The organism is Microbispora sp. CA-102843, assembly GCF_050936215.1.
Lineage (GTDB): Bacteria > Actinomycetota > Actinomycetes > Streptosporangiales > Streptosporangiaceae > Microbispora.
This window is the reverse complement of record NZ_JBNJNF010000001.1, coordinates 4,715,217-4,739,099: the sequence shown is the minus strand read 5'-3', so window position 1 is coordinate 4,739,099 and position 23,883 is coordinate 4,715,217. Positions and strand designations below refer to the sequence as shown.

24 protein-coding genes are annotated in these 23,883 nt (G+C 70.7%); 12 read left to right on the top strand and 12 right to left on the bottom strand.

Annotation, left to right across the window (positions count from 1 at the left end; translation table 11 throughout):
* Positions 1-180 precede the first annotated feature (180 nt).
* Complete coding sequence (locus ACQEVJ_RS21925) at positions 181-1,119, top strand: RNA polymerase sigma-70 factor (RefSeq protein ID WP_433103830.1); 939 nt, start codon at positions 181-183, stop codon at positions 1,117-1,119.
* Positions 1,120-1,135: 16 nt separating this feature from the next.
* Here ACQEVJ_RS21925 and ACQEVJ_RS21920 read toward each other — a convergent pair whose 3' ends face one another.
* Positions 1,136-1,819, bottom strand: coding sequence for a TioE family transcriptional regulator (locus ACQEVJ_RS21920; RefSeq protein ID WP_433103828.1), 684 nt, complete (start codon positions 1,817-1,819; stop codon positions 1,136-1,138).
* A 90-nt stretch (positions 1,820-1,909) separates the two neighbouring features.
* Here ACQEVJ_RS21920 and ACQEVJ_RS21915 point away from each other — a divergent pair, with 90 nt between their 5' ends.
* The 6 genes from ACQEVJ_RS21915 (at position 1,910) to ACQEVJ_RS21890 (ending at position 7,126) form a co-directional block, all read left to right on the top strand.
* Positions 1,910-3,076, top strand: coding sequence for an erythromycin esterase family protein (locus ACQEVJ_RS21915; protein ID WP_433103826.1), 1,167 nt, complete (start codon positions 1,910-1,912; stop codon positions 3,074-3,076).
* 164 nt (positions 3,077-3,240) lie between these two features.
* On the top strand, positions 3,241-3,795 hold the full coding sequence (locus ACQEVJ_RS21910) for an RNA polymerase sigma factor (protein ID WP_433103824.1): 555 nt from the start codon (positions 3,241-3,243) through the stop codon (positions 3,793-3,795).
* The gene (locus tag ACQEVJ_RS21905) at positions 3,792-4,718 is read left to right on the top strand and encodes an anti-sigma factor family protein (RefSeq protein WP_433103822.1); all 927 of its coding nucleotides are present in this window, start codon (positions 3,792-3,794) and stop codon (positions 4,716-4,718) included. The genes ACQEVJ_RS21910 and ACQEVJ_RS21905 overlap by 4 nt, the downstream gene beginning before the upstream one ends.
* Positions 4,719-4,749: 31 nt before the next feature.
* The gene (locus ACQEVJ_RS21900) at positions 4,750-5,439 is read left to right on the top strand and encodes a hypothetical protein (RefSeq protein ID WP_433103820.1); all 690 of its coding nucleotides are present in this window, start codon (positions 4,750-4,752) and stop codon (positions 5,437-5,439) included.
* Entirely contained in the window at positions 5,436-6,236 is an 801-nt protein-coding gene (locus ACQEVJ_RS21895; protein WP_433103818.1) for an ABC transporter permease, read from the top strand. Before ACQEVJ_RS21900 ends, ACQEVJ_RS21895 begins: the two co-directional genes overlap by 4 nt.
* Positions 6,237-6,256: 20 nt before the next feature.
* Positions 6,257-7,126, top strand: coding sequence for an ABC transporter ATP-binding protein (locus tag ACQEVJ_RS21890; RefSeq protein WP_433103816.1), 870 nt, complete (start codon positions 6,257-6,259; stop codon positions 7,124-7,126).
* 367 nt (positions 7,127-7,493) lie between these two features.
* Here ACQEVJ_RS21890 and ACQEVJ_RS21885 read toward each other — a convergent pair whose 3' ends face one another.
* The 3 genes from ACQEVJ_RS21885 to ACQEVJ_RS21875 all read right to left on the bottom strand — a co-directional run bounded on the left by ACQEVJ_RS21885 (position 7,494) and on the right by ACQEVJ_RS21875 (position 9,129).
* The gene (locus tag ACQEVJ_RS21885; RefSeq protein ID WP_433112884.1) at positions 7,494-7,919 is read right to left on the bottom strand and encodes a VOC family protein; all 426 of its coding nucleotides are present in this window, start codon (positions 7,917-7,919) and stop codon (positions 7,494-7,496) included.
* A 126-nt stretch (positions 7,920-8,045) separates the two neighbouring features.
* Positions 8,046-8,348, bottom strand: a complete 303-nt coding sequence (locus ACQEVJ_RS21880) for a hypothetical protein (protein WP_433103815.1) — start codon at positions 8,346-8,348, stop codon at positions 8,046-8,048.
* Between the two features lie 49 nt (positions 8,349-8,397).
* Positions 8,398-9,129, bottom strand: a complete 732-nt coding sequence (locus ACQEVJ_RS21875; RefSeq protein ID WP_433103813.1) for a dienelactone hydrolase family protein — start codon at positions 9,127-9,129, stop codon at positions 8,398-8,400.
* A gap of 527 nt (positions 9,130-9,656) precedes the next feature.
* Here ACQEVJ_RS21875 and ACQEVJ_RS21870 point away from each other — a divergent pair.
* On the top strand, positions 9,657-11,021 hold the full coding sequence (locus ACQEVJ_RS21870) for a nitroreductase/quinone reductase family protein (RefSeq protein WP_433103811.1): 1,365 nt from the start codon (positions 9,657-9,659) through the stop codon (positions 11,019-11,021).
* 84 nt (positions 11,022-11,105) lie between these two features.
* Here the strand turns inward: ACQEVJ_RS21870 and ACQEVJ_RS21865 are convergent, their stop codons facing one another.
* Positions 11,106-12,323, bottom strand: coding sequence for an MFS transporter (locus tag ACQEVJ_RS21865; protein WP_433103809.1), 1,218 nt, complete (start codon positions 12,321-12,323; stop codon positions 11,106-11,108).
* 134 nt (positions 12,324-12,457) lie between these two features.
* On the opposite strand from ACQEVJ_RS21865, the gene ACQEVJ_RS21860 reads away from it, so the two are divergent.
* Positions 12,458-13,336: a LysR family transcriptional regulator gene (locus ACQEVJ_RS21860; protein WP_433103807.1), complete on the top strand. Its 879-nt coding sequence runs from the start codon at positions 12,458-12,460 to the stop codon at positions 13,334-13,336.
* Positions 13,337-13,435: 99 nt separating this feature from the next.
* Positions 13,436-14,203, top strand: a complete 768-nt coding sequence (locus ACQEVJ_RS21855) for a group II truncated hemoglobin (protein WP_433103805.1) — start codon at positions 13,436-13,438, stop codon at positions 14,201-14,203.
* Between the two features lie 51 nt (positions 14,204-14,254).
* Here ACQEVJ_RS21855 and ACQEVJ_RS21850 read toward each other — a convergent pair whose 3' ends face one another.
* From ACQEVJ_RS21850 to ACQEVJ_RS21840, 3 genes are all read right to left on the bottom strand, one after another.
* Positions 14,255-14,674: an ester cyclase gene (locus ACQEVJ_RS21850; RefSeq protein ID WP_433103803.1), complete on the bottom strand. Its 420-nt coding sequence runs from the start codon at positions 14,672-14,674 to the stop codon at positions 14,255-14,257.
* Positions 14,675-14,789: 115 nt separating this feature from the next.
* Positions 14,790-15,263, bottom strand: coding sequence for an AAA family ATPase (locus ACQEVJ_RS21845; protein WP_433103801.1), 474 nt, complete (start codon positions 15,261-15,263; stop codon positions 14,790-14,792).
* A gap of 75 nt (positions 15,264-15,338) precedes the next feature.
* Positions 15,339-16,244 (bottom strand): aminoglycoside phosphotransferase family protein, encoded by a 906-nt coding sequence (locus ACQEVJ_RS21840; protein WP_433103799.1) that lies wholly within the window; start codon positions 16,242-16,244, stop codon positions 15,339-15,341.
* Positions 16,245-16,317: 73 nt separating this feature from the next.
* On the opposite strand from ACQEVJ_RS21840, the gene ACQEVJ_RS21835 reads away from it, so the two are divergent.
* Both ACQEVJ_RS21835 and ACQEVJ_RS21830 read left to right on the top strand, forming a co-directional pair.
* Positions 16,318-17,703: an HIT domain-containing protein gene (locus ACQEVJ_RS21835; protein ID WP_433103797.1), complete on the top strand. Its 1,386-nt coding sequence runs from the start codon at positions 16,318-16,320 to the stop codon at positions 17,701-17,703.
* A 135-nt stretch (positions 17,704-17,838) separates the two neighbouring features.
* Positions 17,839-18,789, top strand: coding sequence for a DUF2218 domain-containing protein (locus ACQEVJ_RS21830; RefSeq protein ID WP_433103795.1), 951 nt, complete (start codon positions 17,839-17,841; stop codon positions 18,787-18,789).
* A 19-nt stretch (positions 18,790-18,808) separates the two neighbouring features.
* Here the strand turns inward: ACQEVJ_RS21830 and ACQEVJ_RS21825 are convergent, their stop codons facing one another.
* The 4 genes from ACQEVJ_RS21825 to ACQEVJ_RS21810 form a co-directional block, all read right to left on the bottom strand.
* A complete protein-coding gene (locus tag ACQEVJ_RS21825) occupies positions 18,809-19,993 on the bottom strand; it encodes an ROK family transcriptional regulator (protein WP_433103793.1) in 1,185 nt (394 codons plus the stop codon).
* A gap of 82 nt (positions 19,994-20,075) precedes the next feature.
* A complete protein-coding gene (locus ACQEVJ_RS21820) occupies positions 20,076-21,572 on the bottom strand; it encodes a glycoside hydrolase family 36 protein (protein ID WP_433103791.1) in 1,497 nt (498 codons plus the stop codon).
* Between the two features lie 30 nt (positions 21,573-21,602).
* Positions 21,603-22,967 carry an ABC transporter substrate-binding protein gene (locus ACQEVJ_RS21815; protein WP_433103789.1) on the bottom strand — a complete coding sequence of 455 codons (1,365 nt, stop codon included), beginning with the start codon at positions 22,965-22,967 and terminating at the stop codon, positions 21,603-21,605.
* A gap of 26 nt (positions 22,968-22,993) precedes the next feature.
* Entirely contained in the window at positions 22,994-23,875 is an 882-nt protein-coding gene (locus ACQEVJ_RS21810; protein ID WP_433103787.1) for a carbohydrate ABC transporter permease, read from the bottom strand.
* Positions 23,876-23,883: the final 8 nt, after the last annotated feature.

The following is a 23,883-nucleotide window of genomic DNA, read 5'->3' as shown; positions in this document are numbered from 1 at the left end:
TGGTGTCGCATGCCGCGCCGATGGCCGGCGCGGCGTCCTGACGAGCAAGAGATCCCGGCGAGCCGATCCTTGTGACAGCACCGATGTGTGACATGCGTCACCGATCGCAGGTGTCACAAAGTGGTGGGAACCGGTCTCTTATGCATGGCACGGTTGAGAACCAACAGACAGGAACCGGCAATGAACGAACGCAGCGAGCAACCGACGGACACAGCCGGGCCCCTCGCTCGTGGCAGCCGCACGGACTCCGCTGTGGACCCGGCCACCGAGACGTTCGTCGCCCACCGCAACCTGCTGTTCACCGTCGCCTACGAGATGCTCGGCTCGGCCGCCGACGCCGAGGACGTCCTGCAGGAGACCTGGTTGTTGTGGGCAGGCGTCGACCTCGGCACGGTGCGGGACCAACGTGCCTACCTGGTCCGGATCGTCACCCGCCAGGCGCTGAAACGGCTGCGTACGCTCAGCCGGCGCAAAGAGTCCTACGTCGGGCCGTGGTTGCCCGAGCCGTTGCTGACCGCGCCGGACGTGGCCGAGGACGTCGAGCTGGCCGACAGCGTCTCGATGGCGATGCTGCTGGTGCTGGAGACGCTTGCGCCGACCGAGCGGGCCGTGTTCGTCCTGCGCGAGGTGTTCGACCTCGACTACGACGAGATCGCCGAGGCCGTCGGCAAGAGCCAGTCCGCGGTCCGCCAGATCGCCCATCGCGCACGCTCACACGTCGCCGCCCGCCGGCCACGCGACGCCGTCTCCCCGGCCCAGACCCGCAACGCGCTCAAGGCCTTCCAGCAGGCGGTCGAAACCGGCGACCTGCAGAGCCTGCTCGACATCCTCGCACCCGACGTCGTCCTCCTGAGCGACGGCGGCGGACTCAAACAGGCCGCACTGGCGCCCGTCGTGGGGGCCGACCAGGTGGCCCACGTGCTGGGCCGGATCACCCCCGCGGCATCGCTGCAGCCGGCACAGGTCAACGGCCACCCGGCACTGATCGTCCGGCTCGACGGCGACATCGACACCGTCATCACCGTCCGCATCGACGAGGGCCTCATCACCGGGCTCTACGCCATGCGCAACCCCGAGAAGCTGTCGCACATGGAGCGGGAGACCACCGTGAGCCGCTGAGCCCGGCTCTTCCGACTCAGGGTTCGCGGGCGCGGAGGTACGCGTCCAGGTCGGCGGCGCCCCTGAGCATGGCGCGGCCCCGGGCGGACAGGCGGGCCTGCCAGTCGCGCAGGGTCGACTCCAGCGGGGCGACGCCTCCCGCGGAGCGAACCTGGGCGATCAGCGGGGCGATCTGCTCCAGCAGGTAGCCGCCCCGCCTGAGCTGGTGGGCCAGCCGGACGTCCCGTACGTCGGCCGCGCTGTAGATCCGATAGCCCGTCTGCGGATCGCGGCGCGGCCGGACCAGCCCGGCGTTCTCCCACTTGCGCAGAGTGGCAGGGCGGATGCCGAGCCTCCTGGCCAGGGGACCGATGAACGTGTCGCCGCGCTCCTGCGGCACGGGCGCCAGATCGCGGAGCGCGGCTTCGACGGCCTGAAGAGTGCGGCGGTCGTCGAGGAGCTGGCCGTGGCTCTCGTCGATGAGCCGCAGCGCGTCCTCGGCGGCACCCCGGTTGACCGCCTGCATGATCGACGTCGCCGCCTGGTGACCGTGCCCGGGCACGAGGGCGAGGAACGCCCGCAGGGCATGCGCGTGCAGCGGCGTATAGGTGCGATAGCCGTGGACGGTGCGTTCGGCGGCGGGCAGGATGCCGGCGTCCTCGTAGTTCCTGATCGCCTGGGTGGACAGGCCATGCTCACGCGCCAGGTCCACCGGCCTCATGGATGCATCACCGATTGAAGGTCCATCGCGATAAGAGCGGGCATTGCCGCCAAAAGTTTACACCGAGAGTTCAGCGATACCGTCGAAGGTATGGACATCAAGGACATAGCCCGGCCGCTCGACGGCGCGGGCGTCTCGGCCTTCCTCCGGTCGCTCCCCGCCAGGCCCCTGCTGCTCGGCCTGGGCGAGGCCAGGCACTTCGTGGGGGAGTTGGGCGAGTCGCGCAACGAGATCTTCCGGCATCTGGTCGAGCACGAGGGCTACCGGTCGTTCGCCATCGAGAGCGACTGTCTCATGGGCCTCGTGGTGGACGACTACATCACGACGGGCGCGGGCACCCTCGACGACGTCATGGAACGCGGCTTCAGCCACGGCTTCGGCGCGTCACCGGCCAACCGCGAGCTCGTGCGCTGGATGCGGACGTACAACGAGGAGCATGACGAAAAGCTCCGGTTCTTCGGATTCGACGGCCCACTGGAGTATTGGGCGGCGAGCCCACGCCAGGCACTCACCGCCCTCCACGCCCTCCTCGACGGCCCGCTCCCGCGCACTGTAGTAACCACCGAAACCCTCGACACGCTGCTGGGCCCGGACGACCGGTGGTCGAACGAGGCCACGGCCATGGACCCGTCCCAATCGATCGGCCAGTCCGCCGACGCCCAGCGACTGCGAGTGATCGCCGACGACCTGGCGGCACTGCTCGACACGCAGGCACCACACCTGAGCGCGGAGGACAGAGAACGGGCGGCACTGTACGCGCGCACCGCCACCGGCCTGCTCCGCTACCACCACCGGATGGCCGACGCGTCCCCAGCGCGGTGGACCCGGCTGTCGGCCCTGCGGGACGCGATGATGGCCGCCAACCTGCGCGCCGTCGCCGAGCACGGCCCGGCCCTGGTCTTCGCCAGCAACCTCCACCTGCAGCGGAACAAGAGCTTGATGCCGTTCGGCGACCAGCCGCTGGAGTGGTGGAGCGCGGGAGCGATCACCGCGACCCACCTGGGCGACCGGTACGCCTTCCTCGCCACAGCCCTCGGCACGGTCGGCGACGACACCCCGCCCCCGGACACCGTCGAGGGCCTCCTGTCCACGCTCCCGTGGGACCGCTCTCTCATCGACGCCCGCCACCTGGCCGAGGCCATCACGAAACCCGCCCCGCGCGTCTCCCGCGATTTCGCCTATTTCCCGCTGGACCCGGCCCAGCTCGACATGATCGACGGCATCGTCTTCCTCAAGCAGGCCGTCAAGCTGGGCTGACAGACGCGTGCGTGTCAGGCAGCGCCGACACGCACGCGCATCAACATGCCGCGCGGGCTCGCCAGGTGATTACCGCTCGGCCCCATCGGCCGCCTCCACAGGTGTGACCCGCATCACAGCGGTTCGCACTGAACCCCGGCGGTCCGGCACAGTACCCACAGACGATGGACGACACGGACCTCCGGCTGCTGCGGCTGGTCGCCACCGGTGACGAGCATGCCTTCGAACGGCTCTACACCCGGCACGCCCACGCCCTGCTCGCCTACGCCGAAGGACTGCTCCGCGACCGCGGCGCCGCCGAGGAGGCCCTGCAGGAGACGTTCATCGCCGTCTGGCGCTCGGCCGGATCCCACGAAGGCCGCTCCACCGTCCGCACCTGGCTCTACGGCATCTGCCGCCGCCAAGCACTCAAACGCATGAACGGCGGGCGCCCCGCCCCCCGCCCCCTGGACGAGGCCGCCCACCTCCCATCCACCGAACCCGACCCCGAAGTCGTGGCGCTCGCCCGCGCCGACACCGCCGCCGTCGCCGCCGCGCTCACCGCACTGCCCGCCACCCACAGGGAAGTCCTCACCCTCGCCCTGTCCGCCGGCCTGTCCCACGCCGAGATCTCCCAGATCCTGGACATCCCCGTCGGCACGGTCAAAAGCAGGCTGTTCACCGCCCGCGCCGCCCTGGCCAGAGCCCTGCCCGTCGAGGTCGAGGGGAGACCACGATGACCCATCCCACGCACCAACTGCCCGCATACGCCGCAGGCCACCTCACCGGCGACGACGCCGCCGCCGTCACCGCGCACCTGGCCACCTGCCCCGCCTGCGCCACCCAGGCCCGCGCCTGGCACCGCACCGCCACCGCCGTACAGGACGACACCGCACGGGTCACCCCACCGACCCCGGACCTCTTCGCCGCCATCCGCCGCCGCCTGACGATCAACCCCAACCCGTCCGGCACACGGCCCGTCCCCGCCTATCGGGGCGACATCGGCACCCGTCCGCTCCACCGGGCACTCGGCATCCTCACCCGACAGCGAACCCTGATCCGCTGGCCCGTCTGGACACTCGCCGCCGCGCTCATCGCGGGCGGCGCCATCCTGGCCGCGCTCGCCCCCACCGGCCACGCCGCACAGGTCCTCGCCATGACCGTGCCACTGGCGGCCGCCCTCGCCGTCGCCGGAGCCTGCGGATCCGACAACGACCCGCCCGCGGAACTCGCCGCCGCCCTGCCCACCCCACCCCGCGTCGTCCTGCTGGCCCGGCTCACCCTCGTGCTCACCGCCACCGTCACCGCCGGCCTGCTGGCCACCCTCACACTGTCCGCACTCACCCCAGGCGGGGGAGCGGCCGGACTGGTCACCGCCTGGTTCGGCCCCCTCGTCCCCCTGTCGGCCACCAGCTTCGCCCTCTCCGTCCTCTACCGGCCCTCCGCCGGCGTCGCCACCGCCCTCGCACTCTGGCTGGCCCGCGCCCTGTCAACCGGCCAGACCACCGCGACCGGCCTCAGCCCCGCCGTACTCCGCCTCGTCGACCCCCTGTGGACACCCGGCCCCGCCGTACTGACCGCCGCCGCCGCCCTCGTGGCCGCCACACTCCTGCTCAGCCCGCGCCTGCCCCGATCCCGGCGCACCGCCCACCTATGGCGATGAACCTTCACGCCCCCGCCGGTACCAACTCCCCGTGAAGCACCTACCCCTGTGGCGGCACGAACTGCGCCGCGCGGGCTGGACCGCGTGCGCGGCCCCCGCCGCCGCACTCGTCGCCACCCTCGCCCTCACGGCGGCCGCCGCGGCCTTCGGCGCCGCACGCCCCCAGCTCGAACGCATCCTGCTCACCGGACTGGAAGCACTCATCCCGCTGTCCGCCGGCATGGCCGCCGTCGCCGTCGTCTCCCACGACCCGAGCCGCGAACTCCAGCTCACCCTGCCCACCCCGTACACCACGACCCTCGGCCGCCGCCTGGCCGTCCTCACCGGCCTCAGCGCCGCCCTGTCCATCGCCTTCTCCACCGCGCTCGCCCTCGGCGGCTGGTGGAACGGGCCCGGCCTGCCGTACGCGCCCCTCGTCTGGGCCGCCCCACTCCTGTGGCTCACCGGGCTCGCCCTCCTGGTCGCCGCACTCGGACGCAGCGTCGTGCTCGCCACCACGACCGTCGCCGCCGTATGGCTCGGCGAACAACTGTTCGCCGCGGCCTTCGCCACCACCCCCGGGCTCCGCCCGTTCTTCCTGTTCATGACCACCCGCATCGGCGTCCCCACCGACTGGGACGCCAACCGCGCGGCGCTGGCCATCTCCGGGGCCCTGCTCGCGGCCCTCGCCCTGATCCTGCTGCGCCGCCCCGAACGCCTGCTCACCGAGGAGGAGACATGACCACCGCACGACAGACGTGGGCGGTGACCCGCTACGAGTTCCGCATGCAGATCCGCAAACGGTCCCTGTGGATCACCACCGCCACCCTCGCCGTCGTCCTCACCCTCACCCAGGGCGACCGCGGACCACGCCACCTGCCGCCCGGCGCATCACCCCGCGAGGTGATGGCGGGCTGGGCTCTGCTGATGTCCATTCTCCTGCCGATCGGCTTCGGAATGGTGCTCGCCGACCGGCTCACCCGCGACCGCCGCCTCGGCCTGGCGTCCCTGCTCGAAAGCCTCCCGACCGGGCGTGGCGCACTCGTCGCCGGCAAGTACCTCGGCGGCCTGACCTCCACCGCGGTCCCCGCCGCGCTGGTCCTCCTCACCGCCGCCGCCGGCGAGACCGCCCACCGGCACGACCCCGCCCTGTTCGCCTGGGCGGCCGTCGCCTTCGCCCTGGTCACCCTTCCCGGGCTGGCCTTCGTGACCGCCTTCGCCCTCGTCTGCCCGCTGCTGACGACCGCTCCGCTGTTCCGGGTGCTGTTCGTCGGCTATTGGTTCTGGGGCAACATGCTCAACCCCGACCTGTTCCCCTCACTGACCGGCACTCTGCTGACCCCCCTGGGCGACTACCCGGCGACCTGGCTGACGGGGGAGCGGGCCCTGTACGCGGGAGCCGACGGCTGGCTGGAGTTCCTGCGCCCCCAGCCCGGCGGCACGGCGACCGCCCTGGCCATCGCCCTGCTCCTCCTGCTCAGCCTCCCGCCCCTCGCCCTGGCCCCACCACTGCTGCGCCGCAGAAACCTGTCCGCCTGACCCTCGGAAAGACACCTCGCATGGACATCCAGATCACCGGGCTGCGCCGCACGTTCGGCAAGGTCACCGCCCTCGACGGACTCGACCTCGCCGTCCCCGGCGGCATGTACGGCCTGCTCGGCACCAACGGCGCAGGAAAGACCACGCTCATGCGCGTCCTCGCCGGAGTCCTGCCGCCCACCGCGGGCACCGTACGCGTCGGCGGCCACGACCTCACCACCAGAACCGGCCGCCTGGCCGTACAACGCCGGCTCGGCTACCTGCCCCAGGACCTCGGCCTCTATCCCGACCTGTCGGCCCAGGAGTTCCTCGACTACGTCGGCCTGCTCAAGGGGCTCGACGACACCGCCGCCCGCCGCCGCCAGATCGGGGAACTCCTCGACATGGTCGGCCTGACCGACGCCGCCGGCCGCAAGCTCCGCGGCTTCTCCGGCGGCATGCGCCGCCGCGTCGGCATCGCGCAGGCCCTGCTCGGCGACCCCGCCCTGGTCGTGGTCGACGAGCCCACCGCCGGCCTCGACCCCGAGGAACGCATCCGCTTCCGCACGCTCCTGGCCTCCATCGCCGCCGGCCGCACCGTCCTGCTCAGCACCCACATCGTCGAGGACGTCGCCCAGACCTGCCGCGACACCGCTGTGATGGCCCGCGGCAGGGTCGTCTTCAACGGCCCCGTCGCCGACATCGTCCAGCGGGCCGAAGGCATCACCTGGGAACTGGTCGGCCAGGGGCCACCACCCGCCACCGGCGTCGTCGTCTCCGCCATCAGCCGCTCCGACGGCACCCACTACCGTCTCGTCAGCCCCGCCCGGCCCGACCCCCGCGCCGTACCGGTCCAGCCCTCGCTCGAGGAAGGGTACGTCGCGCTCATGCACGCGGGCGCGAGCGGCTGAACAGCGGGGGAGAGGTAGGTGATCACCGTCCGTAACCGCCCGCTACGCGGGGATCGCGAAGGGGTATCGGCGGTTCGCACAGACGGTTTCGCGCCGTCACCAGATCCTCCTCTCACACCCCCGCACGGGTACGCCCACGCGTCCGAACCCCTGCAGGGCCTCCAGCACGGCGGCCCTGCAGTCGGGGCCGGGCGACGGCGGAGAAGCGGGAGGAGCGGGAGGAGCGGGGTCAAGCAGCTAACTTGACATAATGTTCATTATCGAGCAACGCCGGAAGGGGCCCGAAGGGCGGATGGCCTGGAGTTTTCGGAACGCCCTTTGAGGGTGCACATGACACCATCCCTGCGCTGTTGCCGCGACGAGGCCGTCAGTCGATCTGCTCGGCCAGTGCGACGACGATGCCCTCGGGGCCGCGGATGTAGCAGAGCCGGTAGGCGTCCTTGTACTGCACCACCTCGCCGACGAGTTCGGCGCCGTGGGTGCGCAGGCGGGCGATGACGTCGTCGATGTCGTCGACGGCGAACATGATCCGGCGAATGCCCAGCGTGTTCGCCGGGGCGTCCTCCGGCACGCCGCTGATCGCCGCCGGCGTGTGGTACTTCGCCAGCTCGATCCGCCCGTGACCGTCCGGGGTCCGCATCATCGCGATGTCGACTCGCTGGTCGTCGAGCCCGACGAGACGTGCCGCCCAACGCCCCTCGATCAGCGCCTTACCCTCCAGCTCCATGCCGAGTTCTACGAAGAACGCGATGGCGGCCTCAAGGTCGTCGACGACAATGCCGACGTTGTCCATCCGCTGGATCGTCATGGTGGTCCTCCTTGTCGCGCGGCCCGTCGTGGCCACTGGCGTACCTGAGACGGAGCCGGTGTCGCGTTCTCGACACCCCGGGTCCCAAGATTTTCCTTCTGGGCGCCCACATCAACGAGAACGCTCTCGCCCCTCCTCTGGTACGACAAAGGGCACCTCTATGGGGCAAAGACTCCTATCCAGCCCTATACCGGACAGAAGGTGAATTCTGTCCGGTATGAACCGGAAGCTTTCGGGTGCTGGACTGACGGCCTGCGACTGCCCGATCGGCTGCTGTGCAGATGCCGGCGGCGCGATCAGCGGCACATCGGGCCGCAGCCACAGGCCCAGTACGAGTTGCCCGTCGACCGGCCGCGACCCGATGTCGTGGAAGCCGTCATAGAACATGGCCGGTCGCAACACGGTCACCGGCACGCCGCTCCCCCGCTTGCCGGCCTGGTTCACGCGTGACGAGGCGGCGGCCCTAACCCAGATGCCGGGCGAAGAACCGTAGCGCGCTGTCGGTCTCGAACTCGGGGATCTCCCCGTGCATGCCGGGGTTGGCGTGCAGCGTCTTCTCGGCTGACGCCAAGGCGTCGAACAGCGCCAGGCCCTGGGCCCGCGGCACCCGCTCGTCGTCCCACTGCAGCAGGAACTCCACCGGGACGGTGATCCGCGCGGCGGCCTCGGCCGATGCCAGCGCCCCGCCCAGGCCCAGCACCGCCGCGCGGACCCGGGGTTCGGCGGCGACGAACGGAACGCCGAGCCCGCACCCCAACGACACACCCCAGTAGCCCACCGGGCCGGCGCCGACGTGCTCAAGTCGCTGGAGCGCCTCCAGCACCGCCCGCCATTCCGGGACGGTCTGGCGGGCCACGAGCGCCTGGAAACCGGCGATGAGCGGAGCCGGCTCCTCCCCCGCCGCGATGCGCGCCTGGTTCTCGGTCGCGATCTTGTCGTACTCCTCGTCCTTCGGCCGGTCGCCGTGGCCGGGCACGTCCACCGCCGCGACCGCGAAACCACACTCGACCACGAAGCGGCGCGCACGGGCCACGACGTCGGGCTCCTTCTTGTGCCGGCCGCCGCCGTGTCCGATCAGGATGAGGGGCCGGGTTCCGGCGGCTCCTTCCGGCGTCCAGAGCACGCCAGGAATCTCACCGAGGGTGAAAAGCTGTTCGCGGACGCCGTCGAACGACGTCTCAGAGCTGAAGCGCATGACGTTTCACGCCTTCCGGGATGCCTACTGCGGGCACTCCCTAGGCCATGCGAGGGAGGGAGACCCGACCTGTGACAGCGTTGATCGGTCTCACCTCCTCAGTTTTGGCGATGCACGGCGACGGTGAATCTATCACGGCCCTTCAGGGCAAGGTTTGCCTTCGTCCACGTCACCCTGCCGGCACTGCGGCTTGACGTTGCCACATTTCTGAGGTGGCGATAGCGTAAAGAACGTGACTGCCGGGTCGGCCATGGGCCACAAGCGAGTGAGGCACCCGGCCACGGCGTGAGCGCCGGGTGGGCGCGAGGCCCGCCGCATCTCTGGTTTCCTGATCTGAATTCTTCTTACCGCGCATCCGCGCGCCCCGCGGCGCCGGCGAAATCGTCGCCGCGCCGATCCTTTGCCGCGCGCGTGTACGTCGTCTTTTCATGACCGCCGGCCCTCATTCGGCGACGTGGTCGATTCGTCATGCCCGGACATGCCCGGAAACGAATTCCGGGCTCATTGTCCCGACAAGAAAGCCGAGAATGCCGTACGACTTCAACCAGCAGATCATCCGGGAATTCCGCGCCAACCGCGGAAGAGTGGGCGGCCCTTTCGAGGGAGCCCGGCTGCTCCTCCTGACCACCACCGGCGCCCGTTCGGGAGCCCGGCACACCGTCCCCCTCGGCTACCTGCACGACGAGGGAGGCCGCATGCTGGTCATCGCCTCGGCCGGCGGTGCGCCGCAGCACCCGGCCTGGTATCACAACCTGCGTGCCAACCCCCGCGTCACCGTGGAGACCGACGTCTTCACGATCGAGGCCGAGGCCACCGTCCTGGAAGGCGAGGAACGCGAACGGCTCTTCGCCCGTGCTGTGGAATCCGACCCTGGCTGGGCCGGCTATGAGGCGATGTCCGGCCGCGTCCTGCCCGTCGTCGCGTTGACGCCGCGCTCCGGTTTCTTCCCGGATCTGCCGGAAGGCGAGGTCCTGAAACCGGTCCACGACACGGTCCTTGATCTGGACGTCACGCACATCCCCGCCACCCCCGACGACCACACGGCCGTGATGGCCGCGGTCCAGGCACTGGTCACCCGCACTCCGCCGCTCGCCGCCGACGTGACACCCGCGCTCGCTCATACCGGAGGCGTACCGGGACAGTGGGTCGCCGCCACCGAAGGCTCGGCCACCGGGGACGGCGTCACGCTGTACGTGCACGGAGGCGGCTTCGAGCACGCCCAGCCGAGGCTGGAGCCTCTCATGGCCTATCGCCTGTCCCAGGCAACCCGGCGTCCCGTGTTCAAGGTGGACCAGCGCCTGGCCCCGGCCCACCCGTACCCCGCCGCCCTCGACGACGTCGTGGCCGTCTATCGGAGCCTGCTTGAGCAAGGCGTTCCCGCCGGCCGCGTCGTCGTGTGCGGTGAGTCGTCGGGCGGCACCCTCGTCCTGTCGGCGCTGCTGGCGCTCAAACACGCGGGTGATCCCCTGCCCGGCGCGGCCGTCGCGATTTCCCCGCTCACCGACCTGACTCTGTCCAGCCGGTCCCTGGACACCGACGACGGCCGGGATGTGATCGATCGCCGTGTCGCCGAACACGTCACCGCCCAGTATCTGGCCGGAGCTCGCGCCGACCAGGCTCCGCAGTCTCCGCTCCACGGCGACCTGCACGGCCTGCCCCCGCTCCTGCTCGTGGCCGGGACCATGGAGGTGCTGCTGGACGACGCGCGCCGCTTCGCGGCAGCCGCCTCTGCCGCCGGTGTCGACGTGACCCTCGACCTGTACGAGGGCATGCCGCATGCCTTTCACGCGAGTGTGATGGCGCAGGACCCGCCCTCCATCGCGATGACGTTCCTCCGTCGCCTCAGCGATTGGATCACTGGCACCCAGGCGAGGGGCGCGATGCCGCGCTGATCGGCCCGTAGACGCCGCTGACCGCCCGACCCGCGTTTCCTGTGGCTGGCCGCCTGCGCGGGTCGGGGCTGGTGCGGGGCCCGTCTACTTGGGGGTGGGTGCCAGCGCGTCGCCGGGGATGGTGTGCGAGGTCTTCTGGCGGGTGCCGAGTGCGAGGAGCAGTGAGGCCGCCGTCAGTGCCGCACCGAACCAGACGACACCTGTGACGCCCAGGTGATCGGCGAACAGTCCACCGAAGAGCGCCCCGAGTGCAATGGATGTGTTGTATGCCATGGTGTTGAGTGACATCGCGGCTTCGAAGGTGTCGGGTGCGGCGGCTTGCGTCATGTTGACCTGGGAGAGCTGGACGACGCCGAAGGAGACTCCCCAGAGAACCAGCGTGATGATCGAACCGGCCTGCCCGTGAGCGATGGTGAGCAGCAACAGCAAGGACGTCACGAGTCCCGCGCAGCCGGCGATGAAGCTGCCCCTCGGATTTCTGTTCACCGTGTATCCGGCGGCGAAGTTCCCCGCCGCGCCTCCTGCGCCGTAGACCATCAGGGCCACGGTGATGAAGAAGGGCGTGGCGGATGCGCTTTGCTCCAGGTAGGGGCGCACGAACGTGTACGCGCCGAAGTGGCCGAGCACGAAGAGTACGACGGTGAACAGCACAAGACGTAGCGGCACGTTCTTCAGCGGGAGTCCGAAGACTTCCCGCACCGAGACCGCGTTCGTCGACGGTAGCGATGGAATGACGGCGACGACCGCGAGGAACACCAGTGCGCTGAGGCCGGCCCAGATCAGGAACGTGGTTCGCCAGCTGGTGAGGCTTTCCAGGGCTGTTCCCAGCGGTATGCCCACGACCGCGGCGATCGAGATGCCGGACATCACGATCGCGGCCGCCCTGCTCGCGTGGCGTTCCGGGACGAGGCGCATCGCCATGCTCACGCCTATGGCCCAGAACACCCCGCTGGCGAAGCCCATGATGAGCCGTGTTGTCAGGACCAGCGGATAGTTCGGCGAGATCGCGGTGATCGTGTTTCCCAGGGTCAGTATCGCGAGGAGCGTGGACAGCAGGACGCGTCGGTTGACGCGCCTGGTCCAGGCCACGATGAAGGGCACGCCGAGCCCGGCTGAAACGCCGTACAGAGTGACCATCAGCCCGGCGGCGCCCACGGATATGCGCAGGCTTGCGCTTACCGGGGTAAGCAGGCCGACGGGCATCAGCTCGGTCGTGAGGAAGACGAAGAGACTGGCTGTGATCGCCGCGACGCCGAGCCATGATCTCGAGGTCGAGCGCCGGTGTTCGTCGTAGGTGACCATTGTCGTTCTTTCTGATGGTTGCAAGTGAAGATCGTCCGCCGTCGGAACGTGACGTGTTCAAGAGTGCGCGAGCGTCGATCGATGAGTCCAACACATGCTTTTCATCGATATCGATCGTGATTCACTATGGTTGGATGGAGCTTCAGCAGTTGAGGTATGTCGTCGCGGTCGCGGAGACCAGGAACTTCACCCGGGCGGCCGAGCGCTGCCGTGTGGTGCAGTCGGCGCTCAGTCATCAGATCGCCGGTTTGGAGCGGGAGCTGGGCGCGCGGTTGTTCGAGCGGACCAGCCGGCGTGTGCGGCTGACGCCGGCCGGAGAGGCGTTCCTTGGCGCGGCCCGGGAGTGTCTGGAGGCCGCGGACCGCGCGCGGGCCGAGGTGGCGGCGGCGGCCGGGGAGATCCGGGGGCGGCTCGCCGTCGGCACCATCCCGACGGTGGCGGCCGTCGACCTGCCGGTCGCCCTGAGGGACTACCGCCGGCGCTATCCGCGGGTGCACATCACGCTGACCGCGACGGGCAGCGAAGAGCTGATCGAGCGGGTCCGGCAGGGCGTCGTCGACGTCGCGTTCCTGGGCCTGCCACCGCGCGTGGAACCCAAGGGCGTCCAGAGTCGCCGCCTCGGCGGGGGCGAGCTGGTCGCCGTGGTCGCGCCCGATTATCACCGGGCGGAGGACGAGATGGACCTGCGGAGCCTGGCGGACGAACCGTTCATCGACTTCCGTGTCGGCGCGGCCGGGCGAGCGCAGTCGGACGAGGCCTTCGCGGCGGCGGGGGTGCGACGTGAGGTGCCCTTCGAGGTGTCGTCGGCCGAGCTCATGGTCGATCTGGTTCGGCAGGGCCTCGGAGTGGGCATGCTGCCGGCCGCGTACGCGCCGCGCTTTTCCGACCTGCGTCTCATTCGTCTTCGCGATGCTCCCACCCGGGTGGAGTACCTGATCTGGGAGAACCGGCCGTCCCCGGCGGCCACGGCCTTCCTTGAGCTGATCCGCGCTGGTCAGGCGGACTCTGTGTGATCGGCGCCGCTGATAGACGACTTCTGACACTGGATTACATGATTACAATGCAGTCATGATCTTAATCTTCGAAGCCGGGGCCTCGGGGGCGATGTCCACGTGATCGTCGAGTACATCCGCTACCGGATCGACCAGCAGGACGCGGACGAGTTCGAAGCCGCCTACAAACGTGCCGCGGTGCCCTTGGCGGCCGCGCCGCAGTGCTTGGACTACGAGGTGTCGCGGTGCGTCGACGAGCCCGAGTGGTACATCCTGCGCATCACGTGGACCTCGGCTGAGGATCACATGCAGGGTTTCCGCGGCGGCGAGCACTTCGGGGCGTTCTTCTCCGCGATCAAACCGTACGTCCGGCAGATCGAGGAGATGCGGCACTACGAGCGGACCGCCGTGCGCGGCACCGGCTCCTCGGTCCCGAGCATGTACGACTGGGCGGGTGGCACGGAGGCGTTCGAGCGGCTCACCGAGACGTTCTACGAGCAGGTTCTCAAGGACGACCTGATCGGCCCCCTCTTCGCTCACATGGACCCGGAACACCCCAGGTATGTCGCGATGTGGCTGGCGGAGGTCTTCGGCGGCCCGTCCCGCTACACGGACGAGCGGGGCGGCTACCACCACATGCTCGTCCAGCACCTCGGCAAGGCCATCACCGAACCTCAGCGCCGCCGCTGGGTCAGTCTCCTCATGGACGCCGCCGACGTGGTCGGCCTGCCCGCGGACCCCGAGTTCCGCGCCGCCTTCGCGAGTTACATCGAGTGGGGCACCCGCCTCGCCTTCGCCAACTCCCAGCCCGGCGCCCGCCCCCCGCAGCAGGCCCCTGTCCCCCGCTGGGGCTGGGGGGTGGCCCCGCCCTACTCCCCCACCTCGTGATCTGACAGATCTGACCGGTTGGCGGGGGCGACGACCCTCGCCAACCGGTGGTCACGCGAGTGGCACGCCGAGCTGGGACAGCAGTTCCAGCTGGTCGAAGTAGAGGCGCAGGCTGACGATCTGCCCGTTCTCGATGGTGCAGACGTAGCAGCAGCGAAGATTCAGCGGGCGGCCCGTCGGAGGAATGACCCGGCCGCCTGGTCCCAGGTAACGCCCCTTGTGGGTGCCGATCAGCACCAGCTCGTCGACCGTCATGTCGCCGACGTCGAACGACTCCAGGACCACCGTGTGCACGTCCGGGAAGGCCGCCCAGAACTCCTCCAGGTAGGAGCCCAGTTCCTCATGGCCCTCGGCCATGCCCTCCGGGGTGAGGAACGCCCCGTCGGGGCTGACCGTGCCGAGCAGCGCGTCAATGTCGTGCGCATTGAACGCGGCGTTGTATCTGTCGCGCACTCGGCGGGCTTCGCCCACGATGTCGGTCCTCCCCTATCGATGGATGCCCTCAGAACGCGGCCGTGTGTCTCACCCTCCGCAGTCTTTGCCGGAGCCTGTTCAGCGTCATGTCCGCAGGCACTCCACAGGTCCTTCACCCGCCGGGGCCGTCCTCGTCTCTTACGGTGAAGCCGCCCCGGTCGTCGAAAGTCACCGTGTGGACCGCGTCGAATCCGTCCGACGGGCGTGGGCGGCGGAGGCGTCTCACCGTGGCGTGGATGCCCACCTCGGGCACCCGCGCACGGCCGGGGCGCTGCGCGTTGCGGTGCAGCGACGCGGTGAGGTCGGGAGGGAACCAGTAGGCCACGACCCGGGCGCCGCGTTCCTTGGCCGCGACGACGAGCGGGCCCCACTCCTCTGGGGAGGGGTTGGTGTTGTCCACGGCCACGTTCCGCCCTTCCTGCAGGGTCTCGGCGACGACCCGGAGCTGGCGTCGCTGCCGGTGGCGGGCGTTCGGCCAGTTGTCCTTGCTGACATGGGCGTGCGTCGCCGCCAGCCGCTGCCGGTAGAAGGTGGTCTTGCCCGATGCCTGCAGCCCGACCAGGACGGCGACCTCCCGGGTCGTCATGGCCGCGGGTTCCGTGCCGGGTTCATACCTCATCCTCCCCCGGCGAGGTCCCCACGGGAGCGGGGGGCGCACCGGTCAGGCGTCGCGGTCCGTCAGGATCTCGTCGATCACGCGGAGCTGGTCGGCGGCCTGCGCGCCGTCCGTGTCGATGACCCTGGCCAGGACGATCAGTGCCTTCCACAACGCCCATCCCCTGGCGCGCGCCCACGTGGCGGGGTCCTGGCGTACGGCTGCGCGGAAGGCGTGCCTGCTCTCCCCCGCGAACATCGTCCACGCGATGACCAGATCGCAAGCGGGGTCGCCCACGCCCGAGGTCCCGAAGTCGATGACGGCGGTCAGCCGTCCCTCCCTGACGAGCAGGTTTCCGCCCGCGATGTCGCCGTGGAACCACACCGGCCTCCCCTGCCGGGTCGCTCCCAGGGCGGCGTCCCAGACGGCCGTGGCCCGCGCGGTGTCGACACGGCAGTCGAGCGCGGCCAGGGCGCGGCGGGTCTCGTCGTCGTAGTGGGCCGGGGACGCGCCGCGGTGGAAACTGTGCGCGCCGGCCCGCGGCCCGTCCGTCGCGTCGGCACTCTGCAGGGCGAGGATGAACTCGGCCACCGAGACGGCGAACGCGGGCAGGTCGTCGATGCGGCCGGCGAAGGCGGTCTCGCCCTCCAGCCACCTGCGGACGGACCATTCGAACGGATATCCCGCCCCCGGCGCGCCCTTGGCCAGCGGCTCGGGTACGGCGACGGGTAGCGACGGTGCGAGGACCGGGAGCCACCGATGTTCCTTGTCCACCGCCGGTGCGTAGCCGGCCGCGGTCGGGAGCCGGACCGTCATCTCCTCGCCGAGGCGGTAGGTGCGGTTGTCCCAGCCGTCGACCTGGACCGGTGTCACGGGCAGGTCGCGCCACTGCGGGAACTGGTCCGCGATCAGTCGTTTCACCAGTGTCGCGTCGATTCCGGCGCGTCCGTCCGGGGGCGGATGATCGGTCACTTCGGGAGTGTCGCCGCCGCTCCCCTGACCGTGCAACGGGATTTCCCCGCGCCAGGTCTCGTACGATCACGGAATGGCGGAGCAGGACCGGCACCATCCCGAGGGGCGCGAGCCGGCCGGGCCGGTCTCCCACGCGAAGGAAGAGTTCGATGTCGCCGCGTACGTCCGGCGTGCCAGGGGCGGTCCCTGTTTCGTCTGCGCGGTGGTGGCGGGCGATCCAGCGTACGACTTCGAACAGGTCGTGTTCGAAGACGATCAGCACATTGCGTTCCTCGACCGTTATCCCACGCTTCCGGGGAAGGTCCTGGTCGCGCCGAAGGCCCATGTCGAGCATGTGGTCCGCGACCTGGACGAGGAGGCGTACGTGCGGCTGATGCGGACGGTGCGCCGGGTCGCCCTGGCGGTCGAGGCGGTCGTCCCCTCCGAGCGCACGTATGTGCTGTCGCTGGGCAGCGGGCAGGGCAACGCCCACCTGCATTGGCACATCGCGCCGCTGCCGCCCGGGACGCCGTACGAGCGGCAGCAGTTCCATGCCCTGATGACGGAGAACGGGGTGATCCCGTGGTCGCTCCGGCAGGCGGCCGACCTCGCGGAGAGGTTGCGCGCGGCGCTCGCCGGTCCGGCCGGAACGTGTCTCCCCCAAGTGGATCAGGCCGGAGTCGACCAGGCCGGAGTCGACCAGGCCGGAGTGGACGAGGAGGAGCTGACCGGGGGCGGGGTCAACCGGGTCGTCCGGGTCGGGGGCACGGTGCGCCGGCCCGCCCGCCGGTGGACGCCGGCGGTGCGCGCTCTGCTGGATCATCTGGCGGCGGCCGGGTTCGGCGGCGCGCCGAGAGCCCACGGGTGCGACGGCGAGGGCCGGGAGGTGCTGGATTTCCTCCCGGGTGAGGTGCCGGGCTATCCCCTGCCGCCGTACGCGATGGCGGATGAGGCGCTGGCCGGTGTCGGGGTGTTGCTGCGGGACTACCACGACGCGACGGTGGGTTTCGCGCCTCCGGAGGGAGCGGATTGGTACTTTTCGCCGCGCGGTCCGGCCGAGGTCGTCTGTCACGGTGACGTGGCGCCGTACAACTGCGTCTTCCGGGAGGGGCGGCCGGTGGCGTTCATCGACTTCGACACCGCGCATCCGGGGCCGCGGGTGTGGGACGTGGCGTATGCCGCCTACCGGTTCGTGCCGTTGCATGATCCCGGCCGTGACGGGAGCGCTCCCGGGGTGGAGGAGCAGGCACGGCGGCTGCGCTTGTTCGCCGACGCCTACCGGCTCTGTGCGGAGGATCGGGGGACGCTGACGGAGACCGCGCGGGCCCGGCTGGAGCATCTGGTCGCCCACATGCGCGCGGAGGCCGCGGCGGGTCACGAGGCGTTCGCGGCTCATGTCGCGGAGGGGCACGATCTGTTGTATCTCACCGACAGCGCGCATATCGCGCGTCATCGGGCGCTGTTCCTGAAGGCGCTTTAGCCGGACGGGGAGGGCGGCAGAGTGGGGATGACGGCGGGGTAGAGCGAGAGCAGCAGCCCTGCGGCTCGCCGCCGGGGGGTCCGGCCGGAAGCGTCGAAAAGTCTCGACGCCTGGTGTGTCAGATGGAGGAAGCCGATGCCTCATTCGACGGCGTACGTCGTCACCGACAAGCCCGAGCGCTACATCAAGCAGCTCGTGTCGCACATGGGTCACAAGGCGGAGGCCGTGCTCGGCGGCGACGGCCGGGCGGTGATCGAGCTGCGGTCCGGGCGTTGCGTGCTGCGGCCGTGCGGCGGCGGGTTCGAGATGATCGCGACCGCGGCCGGCGAGGAGCCGCTGCTCGACGTGCGGGACGTCGTCACCCGTCACCTGCTGCGGTTCGCCACCCAGGAGGAGCTCGTGGTCGACTGGTCGCCGCCGGTCGGCGGCGACGCGGCGTGGACCCTGTCGCCCGTCGTGGACGACTACCTGCTCACGCACTGCTCCCCCGTGGACGAGGTGCTGCGGGATCTGGTGGTCAGGACGCGTGAGGAGACGGGCGGCGCGGCCGGGATGCAGGTCTCACACGACGAGGGCGCCCTGCTGACGATGCTGGTGCGGATGTCGGGGGCCCGCCTTGCGGTGGAGGTGGGGGTGTTCACCGGCTACTCCTCCATCTGCATCGCCCGGGGGCTGCCGCCGGACGGGCGGCTGCTGGCGTGCGACGTGAGCACGGAGTGGACGTCGATCGCCAGGAACTACTGGGAGCGCGCGGGTGTGGCCGACCGCGTCGACCTGCGGATCGGGCCGGCGCTGGAGACGCTGCGCGCGCTTCCGGCCGAGCCGGTCGTCGGTTTCGCCTTCATCGACGCCGACAAGGAGAGCTATCCGGACTACTACGAGGAGGTGGTCACGCGGCTGAGCCCGGGCGGCCTGGTCGTGCTCGACAACGTGTTCCAGGGCGGGCGCGTGTTCGACCCGGCCTTCCAGGGGGACGCGCAGGTGGCCGTACGCCGCCTGAACGAGACGATCGCGCGGGACAGCCGGGTCGAGTCGGTGATGCTGCCGGTGCGCGACGGTGTCACGATCGCCCGGCGGGTGGGCTGACCCGGCAGGCGCGTGCCGGTCAGGCGCGCGGGGCGACCGGCGCGGGCAGGCCCACGCCGAACAGGCGGGCGTCCACCTCGTCGAGGGCCAGGCGCAGCGCGCCCAGGGCGACGCTCTCCGCGCCGAGGGTGGAGGCGCGGATCTCGGGGACGCGCAGGCAGGTGCGGCCGAGTTCGCGGGCCAGCTGGTCGAGGATGAGGTCGGCGGAGCGGGAGAAGCCGCCGCCGAGGACGACGACCTGCGGGTCGAGGGTGAGGACCAGGGCGGCGGTGCCGACGGCGAGGTCGCGGGTGTAGCGGCGGACGGCCGTCTTGGCCGCCTTGTCTCCGGAGCGGGCGGCGTTGAACACCCAGGCGGCCGCGTCGTCGGTGTCGACGCCCGCGGGCAGGCTGGCGCAGTTCTCCAGGTGGGAGGGCGCGGTGAGCCAGCGGACGGCGCGCAGCGCGCCGATCTCGCCGGCCGCGCCGCCGTAGCCGCGGCGCAGCGTGCCGTCGATGATCAGTCCGGCGCCGGTGCGCATGCCCGCCAGCAGGTAGACGATGTCGTCGGCGTCGCGGGCCGCCCCCTGCCAGCGTTCGGCGAGCGCGGCCAGCTTGCAGTCGTTCTCCACCTGGACGGGGCAGGAGAAACGGGCGGCCAGGTGCTCGGACGGGTTCACGCTCGCCCAGCCGGGCAGCGGCGTGAACAGCGTGGTGCGGCCGCTGGCGTCGACCGGCCCGGTCACCCCGACGGTGATCGCCCAGATGTCCTCCGGGCGCAGGCCGGACGCGGCCAGGCACTCGTCGACGGCCGCGTCGGCGACAGCGAGCCGCGCCGCCGGGTCGGCGCCGGGATCGACCGGCAGCCGGGTGGTCCACGTGACGGCGCCGTCGAGGTCGGCGAGCATGGCCAGCACCTTGTGCGCGCCGACGTCGACGCCGATCACGTGACCGGCGCCGGCGTTGAACCGGTAGCGTCGGGCGGGGCGCCCGACGACGCTGCTGCCGTCGGGCTCCACGACGGTGAGCCAGCCGTCGGCGACCAGGCCCTGCACGATGACGTCCGTCCCTGGCCGGGACAGCCCGGTGCGGGTGGCCAGCTCCGTGACGGTGGACGGCGGGTTGCCCCGCAGCGCCCGGACGATGCTGAGCGCGTTGAGCTCCCGCATCCTGGTCACGTCCGTCCCGGTCGTGACCAGCGTCCCGGTCGTGACCTGCTCCGTCACCGTCGCCCCCTCGATCCCCTGTGCGATCCCCTGTGCGATCCCCTGAATAATGCTGCGCTCTTTACAAAAGAGTAGTGGGAAGTCAGGAGATCGGATACAGCTGCCCGCCGGGTGCGACGGCCGGGCCGAAGTCCACCTCGCGGCCGTCGAGGGCGAACACGTAGCGGCCCTTGCGTACGACGGCGGGCCGGGCCGACAGGTACGCCGTCATGTCCGCCAGCTCCTCCGCGCGCAGCCACCCCGGCGGGTCGGACACCGCCCGGAAGCCGCACACCGTGGCCAGGTCGCGCAGCCAGCCGAGCTGCTGGTCGGTGAGCAGGTTGAGGCGGCTGCGGAAGTAGACGACGTCGGGGTCGACCTCGGCCAGCGGCGCGTGCCACAGCCGGTGCAGCGTGTTGACCACGGCGTTGCGCGCCATCGCGTCGGACGGGTCGTCGCTGGCGTAGTTCTGCCACATCGGCGCCACGTCCGGCCCGCTGCGCAGCCCGTCGAGCAGGCCGAGCGAGGGCAGCAGGATCGCGCCGCTGCCCAGCAGGTACACGTCCTGTCCCGCTGTCCGGCGGATCAGTTCCAGCGCCTGCCGGTAGGCCTGCTCGCGCCCGATCCCGCCCTGCCGTACGCCGGGGGCGGCGCCGGCGTTGATGAAGTCGAGCTTGAGGTAGCCGAAGCCCCACTCGTGCACGACCCGCCGGATGAGCCGCTCCACGTGGTCGAGCGCGTCTGCCCGGGACAGGTCCAGCGCCCAGTAGGCGGTCCCCCAGTTGTAGCCGGCGACCACGGGTTCGCCCCGTTCGTCGCGCAGCAGCAGCTCGGGCCGCTCGCGGGCGGTGCGCGAGCCCGGCAGCACGACGAACGGCGCCAGCCACAGCCCCGGGGTCATCCCGGCGTCGGCGATCCGGCCGGCGAGCGCGCGCATCCCGGACGGGAACTTGGCGTTCGGCTCCCAGTCGCCGACCATCTCCTCCCAGCCGTCGTCGACCTGCACCACGTCGAAGGGCAGCCCGTTCAGCGCGGCGACGTCCTCGGCCAGCCCGGCCTCGGTGATGCCCTCGTAGTAGGCGTACCAGCTGCACCAGACGTTCCCGGCGCGCCGGTCGCGGCTGCCGAGGCGGGCGGCGAGCGCGCGGGTGTAGGCGCCGAAGACCTCCTCCTCTTCGCCGTACGCGAGGAACCACGGCGCCCCGTCGTCTTCGTACCAGCCGGCGAGCGTGTCGTGGTCGGCGGCCAGGCGCGGGGTGCCGATGCCGAGCGCGCCGAGCAGCAGGACCCGCCCGTCGCCGCCCTGCAGGGCGGCGACGGCCGAGGAGTGGTGGCGGGACGGGTCGTCCCAGACGGGGTCGTCCGCGGTGACCCGGCGCCGCGGGTCGGCGATGCGCAGCGGCGGCTCCGACAGCCGCCGCCAGCCGCACGGGCTCCAGGAGTTCTGCCCGTGCCGGTAGAACAGCGCGTCGCCGAGGCCGTGCAGCACGGCCACGCGGCCCGGCGGCAGCACGACCCCGCCCTCGATCTTCTGGGGTGGCTCGGAGCCGGTCGGCTCAACGGCTACGGTACGGCCTGCCAGCTCGACGAGCAGCGGCATGATGCTCCTTTGTTCTGTAGGTCCGGGGTCTCAGGTGAACAGCGCGTTGACCTGGTCGTTGGCCTTCTTCAGGGCGTCCGCCGCGCCGGCCTGGCCGAGGATGACCGACTGGATGGCGTCCTGCACGATCTGGCTGACCTCGTTGCCGTGGTCGGTGATGGGCAGCAGGAACGTGCCGCCCGGCGTCTTGGTCGGGTCGAGGTAGGCGTGCACGTCACGCCCCTTGGCCTCGTGGGCGGCCGCGGCCTTGTCGCCGGCCGTCTTGATCGCGGGGAAGACGGCGGCGTTGCCTGCGACGATGTCCTGGCAGTCGGCCGAGCCGAGGAACTTCACCCACTTCCAGGCCTCTTCCTGGTGCGGCGTGCCGGCGAAGATCGCATCCGACAGGCCGTTGATGGCGGTCTTGCGCACGCCGGCCGGGCCGACGGGCATCGGGGCGAGGGCGAATTTCTGCTCGGCGTCCGGGCCGAGGTAGGTGTTGATGGTCCACGACCCGGCGAAGGTCGTCGCGCCCTTGCCGGCGGCCATCACCGCGTCGCGGCCGAGGGTGGACTGCTTGTCGAACTTCGGCGCGTACCCCTTGTCGATGAGCTGCCTGTACCAGTCGATGGTCTGGGCGAGCTTGGGGTCGTCGTACCTGTAGTGGGTCCCCCAGGGGTTCTTGTCCAGGTAGGTCCATCCGTTGGCCACGGCCAGGTCGCCCCAGCCGTTCTGGCCCTGCGACCCGTCGGCCCACTCCGGCAGGAAGCCGTACACCTTGACGTGGTTCTTGTCGAAGGCCGGGTCGAGGCCGTTGTGCCCCTTCTCGTCGACCGTGAGCTTGGCGATGACCTGCTGGAGCGAGCCGCCGTCGGCGGGGTTCCAGGTGAGGTTCGCCATCTCGTCCGCCTTGATGCCCTGGTCGGCGAGCATGGCGCTGTTGTAGACGAGCGCCTCGGTGTCCCAGTCCTTGGGCAGGCCGAACCGCTTGCCGTCCTTCACCCACAGGTCGGCCAGGCCGTCCTGGTACTGGGCCAGGTCCACCTTGTCGCGGGTGACATACGGCTGGATGTCGAGGATCTGCCCGCTGCCGACGAACTGCGGGTAGTAGGAGACGTGGTCGGTCCACACGTCCGGGGCCTGGCCGGCGGCGAGCTGGGTGGTGAGGTTCTGCCAGTACTGGGCCCACGCCGTCTGGGTAATCTTGACGGTGATGTTCGGGTTGGCCGTGTGGAAGGCGTCGGCGCAGGCCTGGTAGGACGCCTGCTGGTTGTCGTCCCAGAGCCAGTAGTCGATCGTGACGTTGCCGCCGGCCGCGTCGTCCCGCGGTTCGCCGCCGCCGGACCCGCAGGCGGCGAGCGTGCCGGCCAGCGCCAGCGACAGCAGCGCCGCGCCTGCCCGCTTGGTGGTGTTCATAGGTCGGTGCCTCTCTTGCAGGGGGGTCATTTGATTCCGGAGAAGTTGAGCGACTGGACCAGCCGCCGGCCGAGGAAGACCAGCAGGAGCAGGACCGGCAGGACCGAGAGGGTCGACCCGGCCATGAGCCCGGTCCAGTCGGGGCGGGTGTTGGGCGACTGCTGCAGGAAGACGCCGAGCGCGACGGTGAGGACGCGGGTCTGCTCCTCACGCCCGACCAGCAGCGGCCACAGGTAGTCCTTCCACGCCCACACGGTCGTGGTGAGCCCGATGGTGATCAGCGGCCCGCGGCTCATCGGCAGCACGATGCGCCAGAACACGCCCCAGGGGCCGTTGCCGTCCAGCCGGGCCGCCTCCTCCACGTCGCGCGGAATGGACAGGAAGAACTGCCGCAGGAAGAAGACCGCGAACGGGGTCATCAGGATCGTCGGAGCCACCACCCCGGCGAACGTGTTGATCAGGCCGAGGTTCTTCACCAGCACGAAGTTGGGCAGCAGCGTGAAGATCGGCGGCACCATGAGCGCGGCGATCATCACGCCGAAGACGAGCTCCCGCCCGGGGAAGCGCAGCCGGGCGAACGCGTACCCCGCCATCGCGCAGAAGAAGGTCTGCAGCGTCGCGATCAGGCCGCTGTAGACGACCGAGTTGAGCAGGTAGCGGGCGAAGTCGAGCCGCGCGCCCGACCCGCCCGCCGCGCGGGCCTCCTCCTGGCTGGTGAGCCCGAGGATGCGCAGGAAGTTCACCGTCGTCGGGTGCCGCGGGAACAGGGCGCCGCTGTCGGCGTAGAGGTCGGCGGACGGGGTGAGCGCCGTACGGACCATCCAGTAGAAGGGGAACAGGGTGAGCACGAGGGCCACGGCCAGGATGGCCCAGGCCGGCAGCCGGCCCATGTTCGAGATGCGCCGCAACGTGTTGT